The organism is Rhizobium sp. 32-5/1 (assembly GCF_029537235.1).
GTDB lineage: Bacteria > Pseudomonadota > Alphaproteobacteria > Rhizobiales > Rhizobiaceae > Pararhizobium.
In genome coordinates, this window is sequence record NZ_CP120638.1 from 1,934,789 (window position 1) to 1,960,285 (window position 25,497).

At 60.9% G+C, this 25,497-nt stretch carries 18 protein-coding genes and 4 pseudogenes; 5 read left to right on the forward strand and 17 right to left on the reverse strand.

The genetic code is table 11. The features are described from left to right. Nucleotides 1-113 precede the first annotated feature (113 nt). Together P6U16_RS09985 and P6U16_RS09990 are read right to left on the reverse strand one after the other, a co-directional pair. A pseudogene (locus P6U16_RS09985) lies at nt 114-967 on the reverse strand (MurR/RpiR family transcriptional regulator). A gap of 123 nt (nt 968-1,090) precedes the next feature. Next, a complete protein-coding gene (locus P6U16_RS09990) occupies nt 1,091-2,221 on the reverse strand; it encodes a Gfo/Idh/MocA family oxidoreductase (protein WP_277703601.1) in 1,131 nt (376 codons plus the stop codon). A 284-nt stretch (nt 2,222-2,505) separates the two neighbouring features. Between P6U16_RS09990 and P6U16_RS09995 the strand changes: the two genes are divergently transcribed. Next, nucleotides 2,506-3,387: a class II glutamine amidotransferase gene (locus P6U16_RS09995; RefSeq protein ID WP_277703602.1), complete on the forward strand. Its 882-nt coding sequence runs from the start codon at nt 2,506-2,508 to the stop codon at nt 3,385-3,387. Here P6U16_RS09995 and coaBC read toward each other — a convergent pair. The 7 genes from coaBC to ubiE all read right to left on the reverse strand — a co-directional run bounded on the left by coaBC (nt 3,373) and on the right by ubiE (nt 10,972). Then, nucleotides 3,373-4,578, reverse strand: a complete 1,206-nt coding sequence (coaBC, locus tag P6U16_RS10000; protein WP_277703603.1) for a bifunctional phosphopantothenoylcysteine decarboxylase/phosphopantothenate--cysteine ligase CoaBC — start codon at nt 4,576-4,578, stop codon at nt 3,373-3,375. The genes P6U16_RS09995 and coaBC overlap by 15 nt on opposite strands. Nucleotides 4,579-4,753: 175 nt before the next feature. Beyond that, the gene (locus P6U16_RS10005) at nt 4,754-5,923 is read right to left on the reverse strand and encodes an ABC transporter permease (RefSeq protein ID WP_277703604.1); all 1,170 of its coding nucleotides are present in this window, start codon (nt 5,921-5,923) and stop codon (nt 4,754-4,756) included. Beyond that, complete coding sequence (locus P6U16_RS10010) at nt 5,878-6,699, reverse strand: ABC transporter ATP-binding protein (protein WP_277703605.1); 822 nt, start codon at nt 6,697-6,699, stop codon at nt 5,878-5,880. Before P6U16_RS10010 ends, P6U16_RS10005 begins: the two co-directional genes overlap by 46 nt. Nucleotides 6,700-6,709: 10 nt before the next feature. After that, nucleotides 6,710-7,963, reverse strand: coding sequence for a macrolide transporter subunit MacA (gene macA, locus P6U16_RS10015; RefSeq protein ID WP_277703606.1), 1,254 nt, complete (start codon nt 7,961-7,963; stop codon nt 6,710-6,712). A gap of 202 nt (nt 7,964-8,165) precedes the next feature. Beyond that, complete coding sequence (locus tag P6U16_RS10020) at nt 8,166-8,435, reverse strand: hypothetical protein (RefSeq protein ID WP_277703607.1); 270 nt, start codon at nt 8,433-8,435, stop codon at nt 8,166-8,168. Nucleotides 8,436-8,552: 117 nt separating this feature from the next. Next, on the reverse strand, nt 8,553-10,121 hold the full coding sequence (ubiB, locus tag P6U16_RS10025) for a 2-polyprenylphenol 6-hydroxylase (RefSeq protein WP_277703608.1): 1,569 nt from the start codon (nt 10,119-10,121) through the stop codon (nt 8,553-8,555). A gap of 74 nt (nt 10,122-10,195) precedes the next feature. Further along, a complete protein-coding gene (gene ubiE, locus P6U16_RS10030; protein ID WP_277703609.1) occupies nt 10,196-10,972 on the reverse strand; it encodes a bifunctional demethylmenaquinone methyltransferase/2-methoxy-6-polyprenyl-1,4-benzoquinol methylase UbiE in 777 nt (258 codons plus the stop codon). A 197-nt stretch (nt 10,973-11,169) separates the two neighbouring features. Here ubiE and mutM point away from each other — a divergent pair, with 197 nt between their 5' ends. The 3 genes and pseudogenes from mutM to dnaA all read left to right on the forward strand — a co-directional run bounded on the left by mutM (nt 11,170) and on the right by dnaA (nt 15,072). Further along, on the forward strand, nt 11,170-12,075 hold the full coding sequence (gene mutM / locus P6U16_RS10035) for a bifunctional DNA-formamidopyrimidine glycosylase/DNA-(apurinic or apyrimidinic site) lyase (protein WP_277703610.1): 906 nt from the start codon (nt 11,170-11,172) through the stop codon (nt 12,073-12,075). 191 nt (nt 12,076-12,266) lie between these two features. Beyond that, entirely contained in the window at nt 12,267-12,533 is a 267-nt protein-coding gene (gene rpsT, locus P6U16_RS10040; RefSeq protein ID WP_113106264.1) for a 30S ribosomal protein S20, read from the forward strand. A gap of 1,089 nt (nt 12,534-13,622) precedes the next feature. After that, a pseudogene (gene dnaA, locus P6U16_RS10045) lies at nt 13,623-15,072 on the forward strand (chromosomal replication initiator protein DnaA). 77 nt (nt 15,073-15,149) lie between these two features. On the opposite strand, the pseudogene P6U16_RS10050 reads toward dnaA, so the two are convergent. Then, nucleotides 15,150-16,540 (reverse strand): annotated as a pseudogene (locus P6U16_RS10050) (M17 family metallopeptidase). A 141-nt stretch (nt 16,541-16,681) separates the two neighbouring features. Between P6U16_RS10050 and P6U16_RS10055 the strand changes: the two are divergent. Continuing rightward, entirely contained in the window at nt 16,682-17,503 is an 822-nt protein-coding gene (locus P6U16_RS10055) for a tetratricopeptide repeat protein (protein WP_277703611.1), read from the forward strand. Nucleotides 17,504-17,510: 7 nt separating this feature from the next. Here P6U16_RS10055 and P6U16_RS10060 read toward each other — a convergent pair whose 3' ends face one another. From P6U16_RS10060 to P6U16_RS10090, 7 genes and pseudogenes are all read right to left on the reverse strand, one after another. Beyond that, the gene (locus P6U16_RS10060) at nt 17,511-18,656 is read right to left on the reverse strand and encodes a serine hydrolase (RefSeq protein ID WP_277703612.1); all 1,146 of its coding nucleotides are present in this window, start codon (nt 18,654-18,656) and stop codon (nt 17,511-17,513) included. Nucleotides 18,657-18,719: 63 nt separating this feature from the next. Then, nucleotides 18,720-19,775, reverse strand: a complete 1,056-nt coding sequence (locus tag P6U16_RS10065; RefSeq protein ID WP_277703613.1) for a histone deacetylase family protein — start codon at nt 19,773-19,775, stop codon at nt 18,720-18,722. A 51-nt stretch (nt 19,776-19,826) separates the two neighbouring features. After that, nucleotides 19,827-20,860 (reverse strand): annotated as a pseudogene (locus tag P6U16_RS10070) (extracellular solute-binding protein). Between the two features lie 23 nt (nt 20,861-20,883). After that, nucleotides 20,884-21,684: an ABC transporter permease gene (locus tag P6U16_RS10075; RefSeq protein WP_277703614.1), complete on the reverse strand. Its 801-nt coding sequence runs from the start codon at nt 21,682-21,684 to the stop codon at nt 20,884-20,886. Then, nucleotides 21,677-22,597, reverse strand: coding sequence for an ABC transporter permease (locus P6U16_RS10080; RefSeq protein ID WP_277703615.1), 921 nt, complete (start codon nt 22,595-22,597; stop codon nt 21,677-21,679). The genes P6U16_RS10075 and P6U16_RS10080 overlap by 8 nt, the downstream gene beginning before the upstream one ends. 1 nt (nt 22,598) lies before the next feature. Next, a complete protein-coding gene (locus P6U16_RS10085; RefSeq protein ID WP_277703616.1) occupies nt 22,599-23,699 on the reverse strand; it encodes an ABC transporter ATP-binding protein in 1,101 nt (366 codons plus the stop codon). Between the two features lie 113 nt (nt 23,700-23,812). Beyond that, the gene (locus P6U16_RS10090) at nt 23,813-25,486 is read right to left on the reverse strand and encodes an amidohydrolase (RefSeq protein WP_277703617.1); all 1,674 of its coding nucleotides are present in this window, start codon (nt 25,484-25,486) and stop codon (nt 23,813-23,815) included. Nucleotides 25,487-25,497 lie beyond the last annotated feature (11 nt).

Consider the following 25,497-nt stretch of genomic DNA (forward strand, 5'->3'; position numbering starts at 1 on the left):
GCTTCTCCCGGCGGGCGCGTGGATGCCCTGACTTTTCTTTGTTTTTCGGCGATGCGCGCATGAAACATAAATTCTGGAAGATAGTCAATGTGGAATTTTCATTCCAAATGGAATTAACCGCCTTCATTCGTTCGGCGGCGCTTTTCGGCGATGGCAACCGTCAGGGCCATGGCGAAGGCCATGCTGGCCGAAAGCGAACGAAAACCGGCATGATCGGCCTCGACCAATTCGAACCAGACCTTCGACGACTCCGCCAAGGGGAAAATGCCGAATCGGTCAGCGAAACGACCGGGATCTTGCGACTGGACAGCAGCCGCGCCTGGTTGGCGCTTTCGGATGCGTAAGGTGAAAAGCTGATGGCAAAGGCGGCATCGTTCTTGCCGGCCATGGCCAGCATGTCGTCATCAATGCCCGCCGATGTTCCAACCAGCTGATGGCGAACCTTCAGCTTGCCGAAGGCATAGGCCATATAGCTCGAAATCGGATAGGAGCGGCGCTTGGCGATCAGGTAGATCGTCTCGGCGCCGGCTAAGATATTCACCGCACGCTCGAAGGCATCCGGATCCACTGACGTAGCGATGTTGTCGAGCGACCGGTGCGCAGCTGCCACGAAGCCGTTGAAGATCGAGCCGCTTTCGAGCTTGCTGTGATCATTGCCGCTGAGCGCCCGCAAGCGGTCTTCATAGCCCGGTGTGCGCTCGCGCAGGCGCGCACGAAAGATCAACTGCAGACTGGAGAACCCCTCGAAGCCGAAATGCTGGGCAAAGCGTACCAGGGTCGAGGGTTGCACATCCGCTGAGGTGGCGATGCTGGCGGCCGTGCCGAAGGCAATCTCGTCCGGATTGTCGAGCGCATAGGCGGCGACCTGGCGCAGCCGCTTGGGCAATTGCGCCTTGCGCTCCAGGATTGCCGCCTTGAGGGCGTCAAAATCCTGGGGAATGTCGGCTGCGGGTTCCACAGTGGCCATAGGCTTTACGTTTTCTCCATCGGCAGTGCCTTGTCGATATACCCGTTCTAATCGATTTACGAAACAGCGGATAGAACGTTCATTCCATTTTTCCAGCTGGAATGAATCCGTCCAAGGCGATGCCTAGCCGATCGCAACCCATTCGTTGGTTTTCGCCGACTGATAGGCGGCGGAGACGACCTTCTGCACCTCATAGCCCTCGCGGAAATCCGTTGAGGGACGGGTTCCGCCGGCGATCGCCTGGAGAAACTCGTGCGCCTCGATGGCCTTGAGATCGTTGAAGCCGATCTGGTGGCCGGGCGCGACGCAGAAGGCGCCATAGGGTGGATGTTCCGGGCCGGCCCAGATCGTACGATAGCCGCGGGTGCGAATATCGTCGCCGGCGAACCAGACCTTGATCTCGTTCATGCGCTCCTGCGTGAAAACGATACTGCCCTTGGAGCCATAGATTTCGAAATCATGCTGCATCTTGCGGCCGGTGGCGCTCCAGTTGGCCTCGAAGCTGCCGGTGGCGCCGCCTTCGAACCGGACGAAGGCCCGTGTGATGTCATCCACCTCGACGGCGCGCATCTCGCTTGAGCCGCGGGCGACCGGACGTTCCGGCACCTGGATGATGGTTTCCGCCAACACCTTGGTAATCGGTCCGACCAGATGGCGCAGCGAGGCGATGATATGGCTGCCGATATCGGCAAGCGCGCCGCCGCCGCTCTTCGGATCGAGCCGCCATCCCCAAGGGGCCGTGGCATCCATCATGAAATCTTCCGCGTGAATACCGCGCACGGAACGGATTTCACCGATCTCGCCGCTCTCGATGAGATCCTTGGCCAGGAAGATCATCGGGTTCTTGAGATAGTTGAAGCCGACCTGCGTGACGACGCCGACCTTTTCCGCGGCAGCCACCATCTCCGCGCATTCGGCAACAGTCGGGGCAAGCGGCTTTTCGCAATAGACGTGCTTGCCATGGGCAATCGCGGCCAGCGCCATTTCCTTGTGCAGGAGATTGGGGGTCGTGATGTCGATGATGTCGATATCCGGATCGGTCAGCAAAGTCCGCCAATCGGTCGTCGCCTTGCGGAACCCAAGCTGGCGGCGCGCATTCTCAGCACCTTCCACCGTCACATCCGCCACGGAAACCATGTCCAGTTCGAAGGGCAGATCGAAGACACGCGCCGCGATGGTAAAACCCAAGGCATGCGCTTTGCCCATGAAACCGGTGCCGATCAGCCCGACGCCGATCTTCTTCTTGCCACCCATCCGTCATTCCTCCGATGATCCCTGTCGGATCGTTTTCGGGACAGATGAATTGAAGAGGTCAATGCCTGTCAATGCGGAATACGTGTTCGATGCCGATGCGCCTTTTCGAGAAGTATCCGCGGGAACTGATCCATAAGCCACGTAACGCTATGAAGTTCACGCAAACATACGTGATGATGCGGATCGTTAACGCATTTTTACCCTTTTCCGTTGAAAGATCAGCGGACGTTATGGTTAACAGTTCATGATCAACGCGGCCGAAGCGCCGCTGGAGTGAGATTGCCATGTGCCGCTGGGCAGCCTATCGCGGAGAACCGCTTTATCTGGAAGACCTGGTATCGTCGCCGGCGCATTCCCTGATCGAGCAATCGCATTGCGCCACCCGCGCCAAGACAGCGACCAATGGCGACGGCTTCGGCATTGCCTGGTATGGCGATCATCCGGAACCCGGCCGCTACCGCGATATCCTGCCGGCCTGGTCGGACTGCAACCTGAAAAGCATTGCCCGGCAGATCCGCTCGCCGCTGTTCCTCGCCCATGTCCGAGCAGCCACAGGCGGCGGCACCCGGCGTGACAATTGCCATCCCTTCGTGCACGGGCGCTGGTCCTTCATGCACAATGGCCAGATCGGTGATTTCGATCATCTGCGCCGACCGATGGAAAGCATGCTCGACAACGATCTCTATGCCGCCCGCACCGGATCGACCGACAGCGAACTGCTGTTTCTGCTGGCGCTGCAATTCGGCCTCGAGCGCGATCCGCTTGGCGCAATTGCCGAGACCTTGGCCTTTGTCGAGCGACTGGCAGAACATCTGGAACGCAAAGTGCTTGTACGTTTTACGGCTGCCTTTTCCGATGGCCATGATCTTTATGCCGTGCGCTACGCCTCCGACTGGAAGGCACCGACACTTTATGCGGCACCGATGGGGCCGAGCGGCGGCTACTGCCTCGTGTCCGAACCGTTGAACGACGACGACAATGCCTGGGTGGAAATTCCCGACGGCACGGCCGTGATCATCGGCGAGAACGGCGTCGATGTGCGCCTGTTCGGCACGCAGGGACAATCGCCGACGGTCAGTCAGCCTGCCAAATTGCGAGCAGCCGATTGGGGCCGCTCGGCTGATTGGGGACGTTCGGGCAGTCAGAACCGCTCAGGCAAAATGTGAGGCAATCAGGGCCGCAAGTTGCGTGGCGACATCCTGCTTGCTGGCCTCCGGCCAGTCCTCGACACCGGATTTACCGATCACCTTCACGGTGTTGCGGTCCCCGCCCATAATGCCTGTCCCTGCTGAAACATCATTGGCGACGATATAATCGGCCCCCTTGCGCTGAAGCTTGGCGCGGCCGTTTGCTAGAATATCCTGCGTTTCCGCGGCAAAGCCGACCACAAGCGCCGGCCGCTTTTCATGATGGCCGATGGTTTTGAGGATATCGGGGTTTTCAGTCAGCAGCAGCGGCGGCGGTGCTTCGCCGGGCTGCTTCTTGATCTTGTTGCCGGCCGCAATTGCCACCCGCCAATCGGCGACGGCAGCAACCATGACGGCGATATCCGCGGGCAATGCCTTGACGACGGCCTCCAGCATCTCTTCCGCCCGCTCGACATGAACCGTCCGGACTCCTTGGGGATCGGCGATGGTCACCGGGCCCGAAACCAGCGTCACATCGGCACCGAGCCTTGCAAGGGCCGCAGCAATCGCATGGCCCTGCTTGCCAGACGAGCGGTTAGCGATGTAGCGCACCGGGTCAATCGGCTCATGGGTCGGTCCAGAGGTGACGATTGCGGTGCGGCCGGCCAGAGGTTTGGGCGCATCATCCAGGATGGCCTCGACCGCGGCGACGATCTCGAGCGGCTCCGCCATGCGGCCCTCGCCCTTTTCGCCGCTTTCGGCCATTTCGCCGGAAGCCGGGCCGATGAAGCGGATGCTGTCGCCAAGAAGGATCGCATGATTGCGCCGCGTCGCCGGATGCGACCACATTTTCGGGTTCATCGCCGGTGCTGCCAGAACAGGGCGGTCGGTTGCGAGCAGGATGGTCGAGGCGAGGTCATCGGCGAGGCCGTTTGCCATCTTCGCCATCAGGTCGGCCGTTGCCGGGGCTATCAGCACGAGGTCGCATCCCCGCGCCAGACGGATATGACCGACATCCTGTTCGTCCTCGCGGGAAAAGAGATCGGTGAACACCCGGTCCGCAGCCAAGGCGCCTACGGCCAGCGGCGTGACGAAAGCCTGTGCACCGGCTGTCATCACCGGCCGTACGGCCGCACCGCGTTCCCGCAGACGACGGATGAGATCAAGGCTCTTATAGGCGGCAATGCCGCCGGAAATGATCAGAAGGATACGCTTGCCTGCCAGTGTCATATCAATTTCCAGTGCGAGCAGCACCGGTGCCACCCTTCATCCAACGGCGACCCTACGCGAGCGCCCTGCCCTATGCAATCTGTCGTCCTTCCGCTCCGATGAGCCTGAATTACCACCGTGCCATCGGGCACCCTTGGGGGCACCGGAGGTAACGCTCCCATAGATGTCCCAGGCTTTATGTCGAGGCAAGCGCCACGGCTGGCTGCAGGCGCGAGGCATTGTAGGCCGGCAGATAGCCGAAGATGAGCCCGGTCAGGAAGGCGCTGGCAAAGGCGAGGATGACGGGACCGGGCGCGAAGCTGACCGGCACGGAAAAGGCCTGCGCGACCGCGCCGATGCCGAGCCCCAGCGCCACGCCGATAATGCCCCCAAGGGCGGAGACGACGAGCGCCTCGACGATGAACTGGGTGAGGATATCGCGCGAGCGCGCGCCCGTTGCCATGCGGATACCGATCTCGCGGGTGCGCTCGGTCACCGAGACCAGCATGATGTTCATCACGCCGATGCCGCCGACGAGCAGCGAGATCGCCGCGATCGAACCGAGAAACACCTTGAGAATATTGGAGGTCTCGGTGAAAGTCTCTCGGATCGCGGCCAGATTGGTGATCTGCGTGTCCTGCCGCTTGTGTCGCTCATCAAGAAGGGCCTGGATCTGATCCTGGGTGAAATTTATGGCCGTGTCGTCCTTCACCTGGACCGTGATGGAGCGCACATTGCGGGCGCCGAACAGCCGCAGATTGCCCGTCGACAGCGGCACCAGCACCGTATCGTCCTGATCGTTGCCGCCGGCGGTCGCGCCTTTTTCGGCCATGATGCCGATCACCTGGAACGGGATGTTCTTGATCAGGATATATGCGCCGAGCGGGTCCTCGCCTTCCGGAAACAGGGCTTTCGCAACAGTTTCGCCCAGCACGGCAACGCTCGCATAGCTGTCCATGTCGGCCGGGCTGAGGAAGACGCCGCTGGCGACCTCCCATGTCTTGGCTGCCGGGAATTGCGGCACCGTGCCGTTGACGGAGGTCTGGTAATCGCGGTTGCCCGCGCGCACCGTCAGCGTACTCGACATTTCCGGCACGGCGAAACTAATGTTCGGCAACTCGAGGATGGCATCGGCGTCCGACGGTATCAGCGACACGATGCTGCCGCCCTCGCCGCCACGGAAATTCGCCATGTTGGGTCGGACGACCAGAAGATCCGAGCCCATGGCGGCGATACGGCTGAGGACCGAATCCTGCGCGCCAGTGCCGATCGCCAGCATGGCGACGACCGAGGAGACACCGATGACGATGCCGAGAAGCGTCAGGATGGTACGAAAGAGATTGGCCCGAAGTGCCCTGAAGGACATGCGAACGGCCTCGGATATGTCGGCGACGAGCGCAGCCTTACCTTCGCGGCGGACGAAGGGGGCGGGGCGATGCGGCCGATGCGGCTGCGTTTGCGCGGCAGGCGATCGGCGGTGATCCGGCCATCGCTGATCTCGATGACGCGATCCGCACTTTCGGCGAGTTCCGGCGCATGGGTGATGATGATCACCGTATGACCAGCCTCGTTCATCTGGCGCAGTGTCGCCATCACATCCTTGCCGCTTTGCGTGTCGAGCGCGCCGGTCGGCTCGTCGGCAAGAATGATCTGGCCACCGTTCATCAGCGCGCGGGCGATCGAGACGCGCTGCTGCTGGCCGCCCGACAACTGGTTCGGCAGGTGATCCAGCCGTTCGCCGAGATTGAGCGAGCGCAGCAGGCTTTCGGCACGCTCCCGCCTTTCGCGTGCCGGTACGCCGGCATAGACGGCCGGGATCTCGACGTTTTCCTGCGCGGTGGCGGTGGAGACCAGATTGTAGCTCTGGAAGACGAAGCCAAACATCTGGCGGCGACGTTCGGCAAGCTGGTCGGCATCTAGATCCGAGACATCCTCGCCCTCGAGACGATATTGTCCGCCCGTGGGCGTATCGAGGCAACCGAGAATATTCATCAGCGTCGATTTTCCGGAGCCCGAGGCGCCGACGATGGCGACGAATTCACCGGGATAGATATCCAGCGAGACGCCGCGCAGCACCTCGACCGCAACGTCGCCGTTGACGAAGGTCTTGCGCAGGTCTCTTAGGGAAATCAACGGGGCCATGATATCTCGCTCAGAACATCGGCGGCGGCATGCCGCGCCGATTGCTGGATCGTCCGCTCGACGATGCCGCCTTGGATGAACCGCTGCCGACGACAACCGCGTCGCCTTCGGCGAGGCCGGACTTTATCTCGACGCGCACGCGGTTGCGGATACCAGTCTCGACCGAGCGGGTCTCGCGCCTGTTGTCTGAAGATACGACGGTGACATCGGCACGACCCTTGCCGTCATCACTGCTGAGAGCGGCGACGGGGACCGTCAGCACGTCACGCGCTGCGGATTGCACGAAGAAAACCTGCGCCGTCATGTTCATCATCAGCGCGCCCTCCGGGTTGGGCACATCGAACAGGGCGTAGTAGAGCACGACGCTGTTTTCCGTCTGCGGCGTCGGCTGGATCTGCCGAAGCGTGCCGTTGTAGCGCTTGCCGGGCTGACCGAGCAGGGTGAAATAGGCCTCCATGCCGACACGGAGTTTGCCGACATCGGCTTCGGAGACCTCGGCCTCGACCGTCATTGTCGAAAGGTCAGCCATGGTGACAATGGTCGGGGCCGACTGGTTGGCGTTCAGGGTCTGGCCTTCCTTGGCGGAGATATTGACGATGGTCCCGCTCATCGGCGCATAGATCTTGGTGTAGCCGAGGCTGATGCGGCTGTCCTTCAGCTGTGCTTCCTGCTTGCGTATCTGTGCCTCCAGGGATTCGACCGAGGCGCGCGCGGTGGCAAGGGCAGCGACTGCCTCATCCAGCGCCGACTGGGCAGCGCTGTTGCCGGCGACCAGCGCGCGCTGGCGCGTCAGGTTCGCCTCGCGCAACACCACCTGCGCCGTCTTGTCGATCATCTGCGCCTTGAGATTGGCAAGCTCCGCCTCGTTGATCTCGATCTGGGTCTCGATCGAGGCACTGTCGATCTCGGCGATCAGATCGCCTTCCCTGACCCCATCACCAATCTCGACCTTGACGCTCTTCAACTGGCCGGACACCTGCGCACCGACATCGACATCCTTGATCGGGCTGAGCAGGCCGGCAGCCGTGACGCTGTTTTCGAGATCACCGCGAACGGCTGCCTCCGTAACGACCGCGTCGGTCGGCGCCTTCGCATACCAGTTTTTCCAGCCGTACCATCCGCCCACGGTCAGCAGAACCAGCAAGGGCAGGAGCAGCCACCGTCGCGAGCGTCGCCGGCGTTTCCGCTGCACTCGCGCAGCCAAGGGCAGATCCTCGGGCGGCGCGCTGATCTCGGCGTCTATTTTTCGGGAGGCGTCGGCCATGGGCACTTCATCCACTTGATCCGGGGCTATTGCGGCACAGATGTCCGCAGCGTTCCCCGTAAGTAGTTCCCAACTGTGCCTTATTGAAGTTCTGCAGGGATGAAATCTTTGTAATCTTTTGTTTTTATGTTTCCCAAACACAATTGAAAAACCCGGCAGGCGAAGCCAGCCGGGTTGGAAACATGATGACGGTCACGTGACCCTACTTACAGACCTTGATGGTTTTGTAGTAAAGATTGCCGTAAGAGTCATATTTCTTGATTTTCTTGAAGATGCAGTGCGGCTTGTAGTAGTTTTTCTTGTAGTAGTGCTTCTTGTAGTGCTTCTTGTGGCCGTGATAATGATCGACGTATTGTACGTCACCACCGTTGTAGCCACCGAAAGTCAGTGTCAGGCTGCCAGCGTTCGACGGTGCCGCGAACGAAATCGCTGCGCCAACGGCGACAACCGAAGCAATAATCAGTTTACGCATGGGTCTCTCCTTTTAAACAACCAGATGAGACTGCCTCATCCTGAAGAGACATTCCCATAGGTTCCCCTTTACCGCAGTTCCAAACGTAACATGAAAATAGAAAGCCGGAAGATGCTTTCAGAAAATCTTCCAGGCGATGGAGATCAACGTCAAGGCAATAACCCAAAGCGCGATCCGTCCGGATCGGCTGTGACGCGCTTCCGAGCGGCCGATGGCCTCCGATGTGGCGGCGTCGAAGCGCAGGCCATGTTCAGCCATGGCGGTGACTTCGCGTGAAAACCGTTCGGTCTTGGCGGCGATTTCGGGCACTGCCTCGGCGAGCCGCAGAGCGGCATGAAGACCATCGCGAAGATCCGTCACGATACGTTTGGGACCAAGATTGTCCCGTATCCAGGCGCCGACGACAGGCTCCGATGCCTTCCACATGTTGAAGCGCGGATTGAGCGTGCGCGACACGCCCTCGACGACGACCATCGTCTTTTGCAGCATGACGAGTTCGGGCCGCGTCTCCATCTCGAACAGCTGCGTCACTTCGAAGAGAAGCGTCAGCAGCTTGGCCATGGATATGGTCTCGGCCGGCTGGCCGTGGATCGGCTCGCCGATGGCGCGGATCGCCTGGGCAAAGCTTGCCGCATCGTGATGGCCGGGAACATAACCCGCCTCGAAATGCACGTCGGCAACGCGCTTATAGTCGCGCGTGATGAAACCGTAGAGGATCTCGGCGAGGAACCGCCGTTCCTTCTTGCCGAGCCGCCCGACGATGCCCATGTCGACGGCGACGATCACGCCCTGCGGGTCGACGAACAGATTTCCCTGGTGCATGTCGGCATGGAAGAAGCCGTCGCGCAGCGTGTGGCGCAGGAAGGACTGGATCAGCGTATCGGCAAGCGCATCGAGATCGTGACCGGCGGCGCGAAGGCCGGCGACGTCGGACATCTTGGTGCCGTCGATCCACTCCATGGTCACGACGTCGCGGCCCGTCCGCTCCCAATCGACGGCGGGCACGCGAAAGCCGGGGTCGTCCCTGGTGTTCTCCGCCAGTTCGGATAAGGCCGCCGCCTCAAGCCGCAGGTCCATCTCGATCTTGGTCGTCTGCTCCAGCGTCTTCGTCACCTCGACCGGGCGAAGGCGCCGCGTATGCGGCAGGAAACGCTCCTGCAGACGCGCGACAAGAAACATGGCCTCGAGGTCATGGGCAAAACGCTGGCGCACGCCGGGGCGGATGACTTTGACCGCGACCTTTTCCTCGACGCCGTTGCGCAGGACGACAGCGGGATGCACCTGCGCGATGGAGGCCGCCGCAATCGGCTCCTCGAAGCGAACGAACAGATCGGCTACAGGCCGACCGAGCGCGCCTTCGATCGTGGTGCGTGCGGCTTCCGACGGGAAAGTGGCCATGCGATCCTGCAGGAAGGCAAGATCGGCCGCAAAATCCGCGCCGACGACATCCGGCCGCGTGGCCAGGAACTGGCCGATTTTCACATAGGAAGGGCCAAGCCGCTCGATGGCGCGCGCCAGCCTGTCGCTGCGGTCTCCGGCGCGGCTGCGGGCGAAGAGCCCGGCCATTGACTGGGCAAGCCGGGCGACCGGCGGCAGGTTTTCCGATGGCAGCGCCGAGACGACACCCTCGCGCACCAGCACCCACCCGATCCGCACGAGGCGGGCATAGGCTCCGATGGTGCTCATGCGCATTCACCGCCACGGGCGGTCGTGCACGCGACGCAGCTTGGAAAACCATTCCTGGGGACAGGCATCATGCGTCAGATCTTCCAGCCGGAATGAAGGGCGGCGATACCGCCGGTATAGCTGGTATAGGTCGCGCGCGAAAAACCGGCTGTGGAGATCATCGTCGCGAAATCGCGCTGGTTGGGAAACTTGCGGATCGATTCCACCAGATATTGATAGGGTTCGGCATCGCCGGTGATCATCTTGCCGAATTGCGGAATGGCGTTGAACGACCAGGCGTCATAGACCTTGTCGAGCAGCGGCATATCGACCTCGGAAAACTCCAGCACCAGCAGCCGTCCGCCACGCTTCAAAACGCGGTAGGCCTCCGACAGCGCGACATCGATGCGCGGCACGTTGCGGATGCCGAAGGCGATCGTATAGGCATCGAAGGAATTGGCTTCAAACGGCAATTCCTCGGCGTTGGCCTCGACGAAGGTGAGGTTGTCCGACAGGCCCTTCCTTTCTGCCCGTTCGGCACCGACAGAAAGCATCGAGCCATTGATGTCGAGCACGGTCGAATGCGCCTTGCGGTCCGATGCCTCAATGATGCGGAAAGCGATATCACCCGTGCCGCCGGCAACGTCCAGCGTGCGATAGTCTGCGCTCTTCTTCGGATTGAGCGCTGCGATCATCGCGTCCTTCCAGGCGCGATGCAGGCCCATCGACATGACATCGTTCATGACGTCGTAACGCTTGGCCACCTTGTGGAAGACATCATTGACCAGCGCCTGCTTCTCGCCCTGCCCGACCTGACGGAAACCGTAGGAGGTCTCCATGCCGCCGTCGGCCGATATACGCTCACCTGTCATCAAGAAAACTCCGGATCGATCACTGTCGCGCGGACCATAGCGAATTCATCCAGCCCACGCTATCTCTGCGGCAGCCTGACCCTGCAACAATGAAGGATCGCGGCTGCGGCATTCCGCCTCCCTATAGGATAGGTATGCTGCGAATGGAATTGCCAAATCGACAGCGGAGCCATCAGGCCACGCAAGAAGGAGACGACATGCCGGAACTGCCGGAAGTGGAAACGGTCAGGCGCGGGCTTTCACCGACGATGGAAGGCGCACTTCTGGTGCATGCCGAACTGCGCCGGCCGGATCTGCGTTTTCCTTTCCCTGAGAATTTCGCGGACCGCGTATCCGGCAGGCGCATCCTGTCTTTGTCGCGTCGGGCAAAGTACCTGCTGATCGACCTCGAAGATGGCGATGTGATCATCGCTCATCTCGGTATGTCCGGTTCCTTTCGGATCGAGGAAGTCCATGTGGACGGACTCATGGCCGAGACCACGCCCGGCGACTTTCACCTCGCGCGCAGCAAGGACGAGAAACACGACCACGTGATCTTTCACCTGGAGGGAGAGACGGGAGCATCGCGGGTGATCTATAACGACCCGCGACGGTTCGGTTTCATGGACCTCGCCCGGCGCGAGACGCTCACCGAGCACGCTTTCTTCCGCAGCATGGGCGAAGAGCCTACCGGCAACGTGCTCGACGCCCATGTGCTGGCCGCACGATTCTCCGGAAAGGCGCAACCGCTGAAGGCAGCCTTGCTCGACCAGCGCAACATTGCCGGGCTCGGCAATATCTATGTCTGCGAAGCGCTGTGGCGCTCGGGCCTGTCGCCGCTGAAGGCGGCCGGTGCATTGGTGGATGCCAAGGGGCGGCCGAAGAAGGCGCTCATTCTCCTTATGGAGGCCATCCGCGCGGTGATATCAGATGCGATCGCCGCTGGTGGTTCCTCTCTGCGTGACCATATCCGCACCGACGGCACGCTCGGCTATTTCCAGCATAGCTTTTCCGTCTACGACCGCGAGGGCGAGCCGTGCCGCACCGTCGGCTGTAGTGGCACGGTCGAGCGGATCGTCCAGACGGGGCGTTCGACCTTTTATTGCGCGCGATGTCAGAAATGACCTGCCTGCCGCCCGGCGGTTTTAGAAAATAGCGCGTTGACGCAAGGGATGTTTCCAGCTATATGCCGCCCACAGTTTGGAAAGCCGCTCCAAGGTTTTCCGATATTGCTCCCTACTTGCTTGGACGACAGGTCGCAGTGACCCGGCACGGCGGTTGAGAGTTTTTGTCAGATTTCGAAGAGAGACACCAAATGGCCAATACAACTTCGGCGAAAAAAGCGACCCGCAAGATCGCCCGCCGCACGGAAGTCAACAAGTCCCGTCGTTCGCGCGTTCGCGGCTTCATCCGCAAGGTCGAGGAAGCCATCGCTTCCGGCGATCAGGCGCTGGCCCAGGCAGCCCTCAAGGCTGCCCAGCCGGAACTGATGCGCGCAGCCACCAAGGGTGTCGTGCATGCCAATACGGCATCGCGCAAGGTGTCGCGTCTGGCGAGCCGCGTGAAGGCTCTGTCGGCTTAATTCCGCATACTAAATACGAATGACAGACAGCCCGGTCTCGCGACCGGGCTTTTTGGATTCAGGCTTTCGGCATTGCGATGGTTAACGGAAAGCGTCAACATCATGTCTGCGGCGTGACAGTTTATATCTAATAAAAACATATACTTATAGAAGGTTGCCGTCCCTGGCAGGGCTCTCGCTGCTGCACGTAGCGGCCTATTGCGAGTCAAGAGATTTTTATTTTTTTCATTTTTCGCCAGCTAAGCATCACGCCGAAAATGAAAGCCCTTGATTCAAAAGCGATTCTTATCGGGGTTCCCCAAGGCCATGCAGGACGGGCCTTGCGAGTCAACGCCCGGCTCTTAAAAAGCCGTAAAATTCGTGATTGATCTTGTGTCCCGATCCTGCCTAAATGATTTCCACAGAGGGCGCGGGCAAGACCTGCGAAAAAGATGAAAAGGGCAACCCGCAGGGGCTGGACATTTTCACTTGCTGTCTGTGGCGGGGTGGTTGCACAACGTTCCATCAACCGAATAGCACATTTCACCGAGGCGGGTACACCGCTCTGGATTGTGAAATCGTGCCAAAAAGTTGCGACGGGGACCAGCCAACAGTTTGTATCTGCGTGTCGCGGCTTCCCGTGTGTGAAGCCGTTTTTATATCTATGTCAGGCTGCAAGGGGCATCCTGACGAAAGCTCGGTTGGCCGTTCTTCACGAGGGTTCGGACGATCGGGACAAGAACCGGACGGATTTTTCGGGCGCTTCGGCGTCGCGGAGCGTTCGAACGGGAACCGCACAGCGGGGACATTGCATCGGCAGCAGCCCTTCGGGGCCGAGCGATGCAAGTTGTGTGAATACGCGTTGATGAAGGTTTATGAGGAGCCTTCCTGATCGCGGCAAGCGTCGGTCTTTGCGGCATGACCTTTGGAAAAGGCCGTGGAAGGCAGATATAAAAGAAACGATGGCGGCAGTCATGCCGGCGTCAACGAATGACTTTGGAAGGCGGCAGCATGCTTGTGAATTCAGCGACGGCGAATGGCTTTGGCAATGGGGAAAATACTTTTCAGACCGCGGTCAAGCAGTCTGAAACGGGAGGGGACAAGACAGTGATGAGGCAGGACGCATTGTTCGAGCGCGTCAGCGCGCGTCTGAAAGCCCAGGTCGGCCAGGACGTCTATGCGAGCTGGTTCGGTCGTCTCAAGCTCCACTCCGTTTCCAAGAGCGTCGTCCGCCTCTCCGTCCCCACGACCTTTCTAAAGTCCTGGATCAACAACCGTTATCTCGACCTGATCACCAGCCTGGTGCAACAGGAAGATGCCGACGTGTTGAAGGTAGAAATTCTCGTGCGCACCGCCACCCGCAGTGCCCGTCCGGGGACGCAGGATGAAGCGGTACAGGCGGTAATTTCCGAGAGCGCTTCCACCACTCCCTCGCGCCGCAGTTCCGCCCAGCCGGTCGCCCATCACGTGACGGCTGCGATCAATGGTTTCCAGAAGGCAGCACCTGTCGCCGGGCCGCTCTTCGGTTCGCCGCTCGATGCGCGTTATACGTTCGACAGCTTCGTCGAAGGATCGTCAAACCGGGTAGCGCTTGCCGCCGCAAAGACCATCGCCGAAGCCGGTGCGGGGGCTGTGCGTTTCAACCCGCTGTTCATTCATTCAAGCGTCGGCCTTGGCAAGACGCATCTGTTGCAGGCGGTCGCCACGGCAGCTATCCAGAGCGCGCGCGCGCCTCGCGTTGTTTATCTGACAGCCGAATATTTCATGTGGCGCTTTGCCACCGCGATCCGTGACAATGACGCGCTGTCGCTGAAGGAAACGCTGCGCAACATCGACCTGCTCGTTATCGACGACATGCAGTTCCTGCAGGGCAAGTCGATCCAGCACGAATTCTGTCATCTTCTCAATATGCTGCTCGACAGTGCCAAGCAGGTCGTCGTTGCTGCCGACCGAGCCCCTGGGAGCTGGAATCGCTTGACCCGCGGGTACGGTCGCGCCTGCAGGGCGGCGTCGCCATCGAGATGGACGGGCCGGACTACGAAATGCGCCTGGAAATCCTCAAGCGCCGCCTCGAAACTGCGCGCCTGGATGACGCCTCGCTCGATATTCCCGCCGATATCCTCAGCCATGTCGCCCGCAACATCACCGCCAGCGGCCGCGAACTGGAGGGCGCCTTCAATCAGCTTCTCTTCCGTCGCTCCTTCGAGCCGCAGCTGTCGATCGAGCGTGTCGATGAGCTTCTTGGCCATCTCGTCAATGCCGGCGAACCGCGCCGCGTCCGCATTGAGGATATCCAGCGGGTCGTTGCCAAACACTACAACGTATCGCGCCAGGAACTGGTCTCCAACCGCCGCACCCGAGTCATCGTCAAGCCGCGCCAGATCGCCATGTACCTCGCCAAGACGCTGACCCCCGTTCCTTCCCGGAAATCGGCCGACGTTTCGGCGGCCGCGATCACACGACCGTGCTGCATGCCGTGCGCAAGATCGAGGACCTGATCACCGGCGACACCAAGCTCAGCCACGAGATCGAGCTTCTGAAGCGGCTGATCAACGAATAGTCGCAAAACAGATTGCAGAACGCCCGCTTTGACTCAGCGATGCTGAGACGACGCGGGCGTTTGCATTTGCGGAGCGATTATTTCTTTCCCTTCGACAGCATGTGATAGAGCGCCCGGATGGCCTGCGCCTCACCGCCAACAGGCGAATGCGGGCGCTCAGACTGGGCCCAGCCGAAAATATCGAAGTGCACCCAGCTCTTCGCTTTCGTCACGAAGCGCTTGAGGAAGAGTGCCGCCGTGATCGAGCCAGCCATGCCGCCTGATGGCGCGTTGGTGAGATCGGCGATGCGGGTCGCGATATCCTTGTCGTAACCCATATAGAGCGGCATGCGCCACATCGGGTCATCGACCGAGAGGCTCGAATCCGTCAGTTCATGGGCGAGATCATCGTCATCGGTGAAGAAGGGCGGCAGGTCGGGTCCAAGCGCCACACGCGCCGCACCCGTCAGCGTTGCCATGTCAACGATCAACCCGGTTTCCTCCTCGTCCGCATAGGCCAGCGCATCCGCAAGGATCAGCCTTCCCTCGGCATCGGTGTTGTCGATCTGCACCGTCAAGCCCTTGCGGCTCCTGTAGATATCGCCGGGGCGGAAAGCATTGGCGGAGATCGAATTCTCGACCACCGGAACAAGCACGCGCAGATCGATCTTCAGCTTGGCATCCATGATCATCAGGGCGAGGCCCATGACGTTGGCGGCGCCGCCCATGTCCTTCTTCATCAGCAGCATCGAGGCCGCGGGCTTGATATCGAGGCCGCCCGTGTCGAAGCAGACGCCCTTGCCGATCAGCGTGACCTTGCGGTTTCCTTCTTGCCCCAGCGCATTTCGAGCAGGCGCGGTGCTTCCGCGCTGGCGCGGCCGACCGTGTGGATCAGCGGAAAATTCTGCGCCAGCAGGTCATCGCCGGCGATGACCGAAACATTTGCCTTGTAGTGATCGCCGAGCGCCCGGAAAGCCGCTTCAAGCGCATTCGGACCCATATCGTTGGTCGGCATGTTGATCAGGTCGCGGGCAAGAAAAACGCCAGCCAGCTGGCGCTTGATATCCGCTGCATCGGCGTCGGCCGGGATCATCAGCGTCGGGGCTTGCGACTTCGACGGCTTGTAGCGATCGAAGCGATAGGCACCAAGACCATAGCCAAGCGCCAGGCGATCGGCCGTCAGCGGTGCGGTCTCGACGTGCCACTGCCCGGATGGCAGCGCACGGGCGAGCTTGCCGGTGATGAACGGGGCTTCTGATGGATTGGAGCCAAGGCCGAGCAGCGCGCCGCCAAGGTGCCCCTCCGAGGACGGAATGAGCAGCACAGCGCCCGGTTCTGCCTTGAAACCAGCCTTGCGGGCCCAGTCCAGCGCAATCGGATCGATTGCCTGCTGATCGATATGGGCCGGCGTAACCGCGAAGATCGGCAGCGTCGTGCCCGCGGCTGTGTTGAAGGGCGACGGGCGGTCGATGTACTGGAAGGGGGCCATGAAAATCCTTGAAGGCAGGTCTACAGAATCACGCGATTAACGCTCTGTTAGGGTTAACAGATTATTGCTGGAGTGAAGATTGCGCCGAAATGTTGGGATCCGAGTCCGGTGCATGAACCATTGCTTCGAGGGGCGCTGGCCATGGCCACCACACAGACATTTCCATCTTCGCGCGCACGCCGCATCCTGTGCGGCATATCCGTTGTGCTCGTCGCCGTGTCGCTCGCCGGATGCGCGACGCAGAAGAAGGAGCTGACAACCGGCTCCATTCCGAAATTCGACAAGCCCGTGCAATCAATGACGGCGTCGGAACTGTCCCGCGCCGCCGACAGCATCGGTCGGGCCTATGAAAAGAACCCGAAGGATCGAAACGCCGGCCTGAACTACGCCAACATGCTGCGCATGACCGGCCGCAACACCCAAGCGCTCGCCGTCATGCAGCAGGTGGCGATCAGCCACCCCTCCGACCGCGAAGTTCTGGCAGCCTACGGCAAGGCGCAGGCCGCCGCCGGACAGCTGGAACAGGCGCTTGCCACCATCGGCCGGGCCCAGACGCCTGATAGGCCGGACTGGAAGCTGAAATCCGCCGAAGGCGCAATCCTCGACCAGCTGGGCCGCGCACCCGAGGCACGCCAGCGTTATCGCGAAGCGCTCGACATGCAGCCGAACGAACCGTCCGTTCTGTCCAATCTCGGCATGTCCTATCTTCTCGCCAAGGATCTGAAGACGGCAGAGACCTATTTGCGCTCCGCCACCAACCAGCCGACGGCCGACAGCAGCGTACGGCAAAACCTGGCGCTTGCCGTTGGTCTGCAGGGCCGTTTCCAGGAAGCCGAACAGATCGCCATGCAGGAATTGTCGCCGGACCAGGCAGCCGCCAATGTCAAATATCTGCGCTCGGTCCTATCGCAACAGAATGCCTGGCAGAAGCTCGCCAAGGATGAGGACAAGGGCACGAACTGAGAAGGCTTCAAGCCTTCACGGAGACCAGCCGCAGCATGCTCACGATCGCCTGATCAAGCGGCGCATCGACAGGCAGTGGCTGTGAGGACAGCTTGACGATGACCGTTTCTGTGGCCGGGTCGATCCAGATCCATTGCCCATGAATGCCGATCGCCGCGAGTTCGCCAGAGCCACTGGAATACCAGTAGTTGCGGTAGCGGCCTTCCGGAAACAACGTCGTCTGGTCGCCCTTCACCCAGGCATCACGGCTGCCGCCAGTCCAGAGATCGGCGATGAAACCGGCCGGCACGATGCCGCCACCCTTTCGCCGCACGAGTTCACCTGTTCGGGCCAGATCGCGCGCCGTGACCGACATGCCACCCGCAGCACGCGAGGTGCCGGCACGATCCACCGTGATCATCGCGTCCGAACTTGCGCCAAGCGGCTGCCAGAGCAGGCCGCTGAACAATGTCGGCAGGCGAACACCTGACGCCCGCTCCAGCACGATGCCGGTCATATCCGTATTCGGCGAGCGATAGGCATGTGCAACACCATGTCCGGACTTTCCCTTCTGCAATGAGCACAGGAAGGTCTTCAGGTCCGGCGCCGGATCGGCGGGATTGTCCGGCGCCCAGGCGGTGGCCCGCCGGTAACGATTGAAAGCGCCATGCGGATCAAGATAGTTCTCCTCGAAATCGAGGCTGATTTCCATGTCGAGAAGCTGCTGCACGGTGGCATCGGCATAGGCGGAGCCTTCCGCTTCAGGCACATGCTGGACGACGAGGTCGGAGAGCGAGAGCTTGCCCCGCCCGACCAGAATACCGGCGAGCAGCGCCGTCAGCGACTTCGAGACCGAGAAGATGATGTGCGGGCAGGCCGGATCGCAATGGCCGGCATACCACTCGGCAATCAGCCGACCCTGTCGCATGACGACGAAAGCATCGGTGTCACTGGCTTCCAGAAAGGCCTCGAGCGGCTGGTCCAACCCGTCCAGCCCGGACACCTGCAGGTCCGAAAATGGGCCGAGATCATAGGTCGCCTCCTCGAACAGCCGGTTGCTACGGATGACGGCGGAGGGCACGATCTCGCTGACATTCTGGAAAGCCCAGCGTGAAAACGGGGCCGTGCGCCAGTTATCGAGCCTGACGTCGCTGCGGGAAACATCCTGTGTCATGTCAATACTCTCCGCCATCGGCCCTGGTGAGAATGCCATAGAGCTTCGGCCGGTGATCGCGCATCAGCCGCGCCCTTCAAAGCCGGTCAAAACGCCTGCGGCATTGACGCCGATTTCGGCAACGGCATAGCCGCCCTCCATCACGAACAGAGTCGGCAGGTCCAGTTTTGCGATGCGTGCGCCGATCTTCGGGAAATCCTCGGTCTTCAGCTTGAACTTGCTGATCGGGTCCTTCTCGAACGTATCAACGCCGAGCGAGACGATGACGACATCCGGCTGGTAGGCGAGAAGCTTGCCGCAGGCGTCGTCAAGCGACGCGCTCCATGTTTCCCAGCTGGTGCCGAAGCGCATCGGATAGTTGAGGTTGTAGCCTTCGCCCTCGCCTGCGCCGCGCTCGTCGGAATGGCCGAGGAAATAGGGATATTCCTGCATCGGATCGGCATGCAGGTTGATCACCTGCACGTCGGCACGGGAATAGAAGATTTCCTGCGTGCCGTTGCCATGGTGATAATCGACATCGAGGATCGAGACGCGCCTGGCACCGTTGTCGCGGAACCATTGCGCCGCAACGGCCGCGTTGTTGATGTAGCAATAGCCGCCCATGAAACCGGCACCTGCATGATGACCGGGCGGGCGGCAGAGCGCGAAGGCAGACCGCTCGTCGGCATTCACCAGACCAGCCGCCGTCAGCGCCACGTCGTGGGAGGATTTGATCGCATCCCAGGTGCCTTCGACGACGCCGCAGCCGGCATCGAAGGAATAGTAGCCGAGCAGCCCGTCGATAAACTCCGGCGGCACGTCGCCGCGCAGACCGCGTGTCGGCCAGGTGAAGGGCAGCGCCGTTCCGGTTCTCCCCTCGGCGGTCCAGCGGCTCCAGATGGTCGGTAGGAAATCGAGATAGTCCTTGCGATGCACCTTGTAGGCGGTCGAAAGGTCGTGTTCTTCCGGGACAAGCACCGGACCGAGCCCGACCGTCTTGACGCGCTCGAAGACATATTCCGCACGCGACGGCATTTCGAAACCGGGGACGATGGCTCCCGCGACAAGCTCGAACTGATCGGCATGGCCGAGATGGCGGGGAGAAAAACGGTTTTCATGGGACGATCCGGAAAGGGGCATTAGAAATGAAGACGCCCCGCGAAGACCGCGGGGCGTAGTTATGCGGGGAGCTTACTTCTGCAACTCGGTCCAGATCTTCGTGTAAAGCTCCTGGACTTCCGGGGGCAGGTCTGCGAGGGAACGCCGACAGACGCGAATTCGGCCGGGATCTTGATCTCCGGCGCATCCTTCATGTCGGCGGGCATGAAGGCATCGGAGCCGGCAATGCCGTTGGCATAACGGTGGAAGGCCGAGTTCATGCCGGCATTTTCCGGGTCCATCATGAAGTTCTGGAAGAGCTTGGCATTCTCGACATTGGCCGCGTCCTTGAGGACCCCGAGATTATCGCTCCAGTTGACATAGCCTTCCTTGGGATAGCCAAACTTGATCTTCGGGTTGGCAAGGCGCTGGCGGAAGGCCGAGCCGTTCCAGTCGCTCGATGCAGAGAAATCACCCGAGCCCATTTTCTCGATCGTGCCGTATTCCATCGCCACCCAGTTCGGCTTGGCCTTGACCAGCGTGTCGCGCACCTTCTTCAGGATCGTCAAGTCGCCGGTGCACTTGGTGCCACCATTGTAGAGAACGGCAGCGTCGATCACGTCGGTCATTTCCGGAACGACGTTGACCTTGCCCTTCAACTCATCCGGCGTATCGAAAATGATGCCCCAGGTGTTGATGTCACCCTTGTAGACATCGGTGTTGACGACGGTACCGACGATGCCCATGGCCCACGGAACCGTGTATTTGCGGCCAGGATCGAATTCGGGATTTTTCCATTCCTCGGCGACATTCTTGAAGTTCTCCATGCCACCCGGATTGGTTTCGAGAAGAAGGCCCTCCGAAATCCAGATCGGAATGTAGTTCTGCGAGGGCACGACCATGTCGAAGCCGGAGCCGCCCTGGCGGACCTTGGCGAGCGCCGTGTCGTTGGAATCATAGTCGGTGATGGTCACCTTGACCTTGTACTGGTCCTCGAATTTCTTGATCATGTCGGGGCTGGTATAGTTGCCCCAGTTGTAGATGTTCAGCACGCCTTCGGCATGCGCGAGGCCCGTTGAGGCAAGCAATGCAGCCGCAAAAGCCAGTGTCGTCGTGATCCGTTTCATGGTGTTGTTCCCTTTTTGCGTTCTCAGATGCGTTTCTTGTTGACGAAGAAGAAGACGGTAACGATGCAGATCGACAGGAGCAGAAACAGGGTCGAAATCGCATTCATTTCGGGCGTGATCGCCCGGCGCAACTGACCGAGCATATAAGTGGGCAAAGTATCCTGCCCAGCCGATTTGACGAATTCGGTGATCACCACGTCATCCAGCGAGATGACGAAGGCGAGCATCAGACCGGCCAGGATGCCCGGCCAGAGCAACGGCAAGGTGACATAGCGGAAGGTTTTCCACGGCGTGGCGTAGAGATCGGCCGCAGCCCGCTCCAGCGTCAGGTCCATATTCTCCAGACGCGCGCGGATCGGCAGGTAGGCGAACGGGATGCAGAATGCCGTGTGCGCGGCGATCAGATAACCGAGGCCGGAATAACCGGTCCAGACCTTGATGCGCGAGAAGAAGATCAAGAGCGCCACCGCCGTGACGATCTCGGGGATCATCAGCGGCTGGTTGATGAAGGCATATTTCAGCGTCAGGCCACGATAGGGCTCGGTCCGCGTGGTCGCAAGTGCCGCCATGGTCGCGGCAGCGGTTGCCACCAGCGCCGCGACCACTGCGATCTGCAGCGAGCGGATCGAGGCTTCGATCACCTGCTGGTTTTCGAAAGCCTTGACGAACCAGCGCAGGGAAAAGCCTTCCCAGACGCTGAGCGACGTACCGGCATTGAAGGCATAGATCACCAAGACACCGATCGGCAGGTAAAGCGCGAAGAAGCACACCATGGCGATCGCGGTGAAACCGGTCTGGCGGCGGACGGAGAACTGCCTAGCCATGCCGCGCACCCGATCCCTTGGCGTTGCGGACATAAAACAGCAGCGCCACCATGACGATCAGCATCAGCGTGATCGACAGGGCAGCGCCCAGCGGCCAGTTGCGCCCCTGCCCGAACTGCAGTTCAATCAGATTGCCCAGCATCAGGTTTTTGCCGCCGCCCAAGATGCTCGGCGTCACATAGGCGCCAAGTGCCGGGATGAAGACGAGGATGGAGCCGGCAATGATGCCGGGCTTGACGAGCGGGATGATGATCCGGCGCAGCACCCTAAACGGCGTCGCATAGAGATCGTAGCCCGCCTCGACGAGCCGGAAATCCAGCTTTTCCATGCTGGCATAAAGCGGCAGCACCATCAGCGGCAGGTAGACATAGACCATGCCAGTCAGGATCGCGCCATCGGTGAACAGCATCTGCACGGGCCGCGCGAAAATCCCCAGATCGATCATCAGATTGTTGATCAGTCCCTCATTGCGGATGATCTGCAGGATGGCGAAGGTGCGGATCAGAAGATTGGTCCAGAAGGGAATGGTGATCAGGAACAGCCAGAGTTCGCGCGAATTGTCCGGGCGGGTCGCGATGAAATAAGCCGTGGGGAAACCGACGAGCAGCGTCAGCACCGTCGTCACGAGCGAAAGCCAGACGGAGCGCATGAAGATCGAGACATGTGCATCGGCGAGCGACAGCGTCTCATCGAAAATGTCGCGCTCGAGAAAGACGTTGACCCATGCGGACAATGTCGGTTGCCACTGGACGTCGCCATAGGGGCCTGGCGTCAGGAAAGAGTATACGAGGACGATAAGCAATGGCCCGGCGGCGGCCAGAAGGATGATCAGCAGCGCGGGCATCGAGAGCAGCCAGCGATTGCGGACGTCCCGCCTTGCTTCCGCTTCGATGACGTCGCTCGCCCCGCTCATATCAATTCCTCAGCACGCGGGCGGCATTGGCTTCGATGGCGATACCGACCCGATCGCCGGCGGCAAAGCGCGCCGCCTGCATCGGCTTGTTCTGTTCGCGCAGGGTAAACGCCGTTGCGCCATCCGACAGGACGACGTGGTAATGCGTGTCGGTTCCGAAATAGACGATGTTTTCGAGCGTGCCGGTCATCTGGCAGGCACCGGCATCCTCAGCCCCGCAGAGCATCGCATGTTCCGGCCGCAGCACCACGGTGACCTCGCCCTGCGGCGTGAAACCCTCCGGCAGAGCAGCGGCGATGCGCCCGCCAACCCCGGTATCGACGTCGGCTATGCCGTTTGCGGACGAGACCACCTGTCCCTTGAGGAAATTGGTCTCGCCAATGAAATCGGCGACGAAGCGATCCGTGGGCGCGTCATAGATATCCCGCGGGCTGCCCACCTGCAGGATACGACCGGCCGACATGACGGCGACGCGGTCCGACATGGTTAGCGCCTCTTCCTGATCATGCGTGACGAAGATGAAGGTGATGCCGGTTTCGGCTTGCAGGCGCTTGAGCTCGATCTGCATGTCCTTGCGCAGCTTGTAGTCGAGCGCTGACAGCGGCTCGTCAAGCAGAAGCACCTTGGGCTGCGGCGCAAGGGCCCGGGCGAGCGCCACGCGCTGCTGCTGGCCGCCGGAAATCTGGCTGGTGCGGCGGCCGCGCAGCTCTTCCATGCGCACCAGCTTCAGCATCTCGGCGACGCGCGCTTCTATCTCCGCTTTTGGCCGGCCGAGCATCTGCAGGCCAAAGCCAATGTTTTCCGCGACCGTCATATGCGGGAACAGGGCGTAGCTCTGGAAAACCGTGTTGACCGGGCGCTTGAAGGGCGGCATGGCGGCGATGTTTTCGCCGTTCAAAAGGATCTCGCCGGAGGTCGGGAATTCGAAGCCGGCGATCAGGCGCAGCAGTGTGGTCTTTCCGCAGCCGGAGGGGCCGAGCAGCGTGAAAAACTCGTTCTGGCGGATGGCGACAGATGTGTCGTTGACCGCGGCGAAAGCAAACTCGCCAAAGCCGAATATCTTGGAAACGTTGCGTATTTCGACAGCGTTCAAATCCGCCATATGCGGCCCACTCACCTTGATTTCAGCTGCTGTTCCCGCCTTTTCGGCTTTGCGCTAGGTGATCACAGCGCCCTGTCGTTGACAACCCTTTAGCCTTCGGGAAGCAAAAATATTTATCGTGAGGAAAAACTTATTCGTCCACCACACAGCGTCAGCACCGGGCGGACGGTATGAAGGTCGTCAATATTGACCGCCTCGATGTCGGCACTGAGAACCACGAGGTCGGCGAGAAAACCGGGCTTGGTCATGCCCTTGCGATCCTCGCGAAACTCCGCATAGGCGCCCTCGACCGTATAGGCAGCCAGCGCTTCCATGAGCGAAAAGCTCTGGTCCGGATCGGTTGGCGACCAAGGCTTGCGGATGACCGCCGTCTGGATGCCGGCGATCGGGTCAATCGGCGAGACCGGCCAATCGGAGGCGAAGCAGATGCGGGCGCCGGCATCCTTCAGCGTGCGCCAGGCATAGCTTACCGGCCAGCGTGCCTCACCGATGCGTGACACGGTCGGCTCCAGCGGTACGCCCATGCAGCCCGGAGGATGCGGCGGCTGCATGGAGGCGATGACGCCGAGTTCGGCAAAACGTTGGATATCATCCGGATGAACGACCTCGATATGCTCGATGCGGTGGCGGCTGTCGCGCACGCCATTGGCCTCCCGCGCGGCCTCATAACCGTCGAGCACAGCGCGCACGGCCCCGTCGCCGATAGCATGAACGGCGATCTGCAAGCCACGACGATCGGCCTCGACCGCGACGTCACGGAAGCTTTCCGGCGTGAACAGACCTTCGCCGCAATAATCCGGCCGGTCGGCATAGGGCTCGACCATGACCGCCGTCCAGCTGTCGAGCACACCGTCATAGAAGACCTTGACCACGCTGCAGGACAGCCAGTCGCTTTTGAAGCGCGCGGCCATGGCGGACGCCTTTTCCAGCATATCGAGGCCCATGAAATTCTTGAAATGAAACGGGATCATCACCCGGCAGGGCAGGCAACCATCCTCCTTCTCGATCGCTTCGAGCAATTCCAGCTGGTAGAGATTGCCGTCCATGTTCTGGATCGTGGTGATGCCATGGCAGGCGCAATAGTCGAGCCCGCGGCGCATGACGGCGATATCCTGCGCCCATTCCGCAGCATTCGGATAGGGGTCCGGCTCGCCACCCGTCGCGAGCCCGAGCCGGTAGCGCTCGAAGCCTCCGACGGCCTGCAACGGGCTGAACGCCTCCATTTCCCGCAATTCGCCGGTCGCAAGCCCGTCCTCGCCCATGACTACCTCGTTGCCCGGCCCCATCTCGGCGCCATGCAACATATCGACCAGTTCGAGCGCCGTGGTATTAGCCCAAGCCGTATGATGATCCGGTGCGAACAGCACCAGCGGCTGATCGGGCAGGATGGAATCGAGGTGATGGCGGGTCAGCCGCTCGGTATCACCGAGGATCGTGTAATCAGCGCCTTGCGCAAACAGCACCGTCTGGTCGCCACGCTCCTCCGCATAGGCTTTGACTGCCGCCGCCAAAGCATCCATTCCTGCGACGCCGGCAAGCTGGAGATGATCGAGCTCGGCCGAGCCGGAGAACAGGTGCATGTGGTTTTCCGAGAAGCCAGGCAAAACCGAACCGCCCGCGGCATCGATGACCTGTGTCTGCGGGCCGGCATGCGCCTCGATCTCATCGCGCGATCCGACGGCAAGGATGCGGCCGCCGGCGACGGCCACCGCCTCGGCATGCAGCGCCTCTGCGTCCAGGGTGAGAACGCGGGCGTTGACGATGATCAGGTCGGCAGCATGGGGCATGATGGCACTCG

What these genes read in the sequence shown, in the direction of transcription:
- P6U16_RS09990 (WP_277703601.1), bottom strand. Translation starts at nt 2,221, where the DNA reads ATGGGTGGCAAGAAGAAGATCGGCGTCGGGCTGATCGGCACCGGTTTC.
- P6U16_RS09995 (WP_277703602.1), top strand. Translation starts at nt 2,506, where the DNA reads ATGTGCCGCTGGGCAGCCTATCGCGGAGAACCGCTTTATCTGGAAGAC.
- coaBC (WP_277703603.1), bottom strand. Translation starts at nt 4,578, where the DNA reads ATGACACTGGCAGGCAAGCGTATCCTTCTGATCATTTCCGGCGGCATT.
- P6U16_RS10005 (WP_277703604.1), bottom strand. Translation starts at nt 5,923, where the DNA reads ATGTCCTTCAGGGCACTTCGGGCCAATCTCTTTCGTACCATCCTGACG.
- P6U16_RS10010 (WP_277703605.1), bottom strand. Translation starts at nt 6,699, where the DNA reads ATGGCCCCGTTGATTTCCCTAAGAGACCTGCGCAAGACCTTCGTCAAC.
- macA (WP_277703606.1), bottom strand. Translation starts at nt 7,963, where the DNA reads ATGGCCGACGCCTCCCGAAAAATAGACGCCGAGATCAGCGCGCCGCCC.
- P6U16_RS10020 (WP_277703607.1), bottom strand. Translation starts at nt 8,435, where the DNA reads ATGCGTAAACTGATTATTGCTTCGGTTGTCGCCGTTGGCGCAGCGATT.
- ubiB (WP_277703608.1), bottom strand. Translation starts at nt 10,121, where the DNA reads ATGAGCACCATCGGAGCCTATGCCCGCCTCGTGCGGATCGGGTGGGTG.
- ubiE (WP_277703609.1), bottom strand. Translation starts at nt 10,972, where the DNA reads ATGACAGGTGAGCGTATATCGGCCGACGGCGGCATGGAGACCTCCTAC.
- mutM (WP_277703610.1), top strand. Translation starts at nt 11,170, where the DNA reads ATGCCGGAACTGCCGGAAGTGGAAACGGTCAGGCGCGGGCTTTCACCG.
- rpsT (WP_113106264.1), top strand. Translation starts at nt 12,267, where the DNA reads ATGGCCAATACAACTTCGGCGAAAAAAGCGACCCGCAAGATCGCCCGC.
- P6U16_RS10055 (WP_277703611.1), top strand. Translation starts at nt 16,682, where the DNA reads ATGGCCACCACACAGACATTTCCATCTTCGCGCGCACGCCGCATCCTG.
- P6U16_RS10060 (WP_277703612.1), bottom strand. Translation starts at nt 18,656, where the DNA reads ATGACACAGGATGTTTCCCGCAGCGACGTCAGGCTCGATAACTGGCGC.
- P6U16_RS10065 (WP_277703613.1), bottom strand. Translation starts at nt 19,775, where the DNA reads ATGCCCCTTTCCGGATCGTCCCATGAAAACCGTTTTTCTCCCCGCCAT.
- P6U16_RS10075 (WP_277703614.1), bottom strand. Translation starts at nt 21,684, where the DNA reads ATGGCTAGGCAGTTCTCCGTCCGCCGCCAGACCGGTTTCACCGCGATC.
- P6U16_RS10080 (WP_277703615.1), bottom strand. Translation starts at nt 22,597, where the DNA reads ATGAGCGGGGCGAGCGACGTCATCGAAGCGGAAGCAAGGCGGGACGTC.
- P6U16_RS10085 (WP_277703616.1), bottom strand. Translation starts at nt 23,699, where the DNA reads ATGGCGGATTTGAACGCTGTCGAAATACGCAACGTTTCCAAGATATTC.
- P6U16_RS10090 (WP_277703617.1), bottom strand. Translation starts at nt 25,486, where the DNA reads ATGCCCCATGCTGCCGACCTGATCATCGTCAACGCCCGCGTTCTCACC.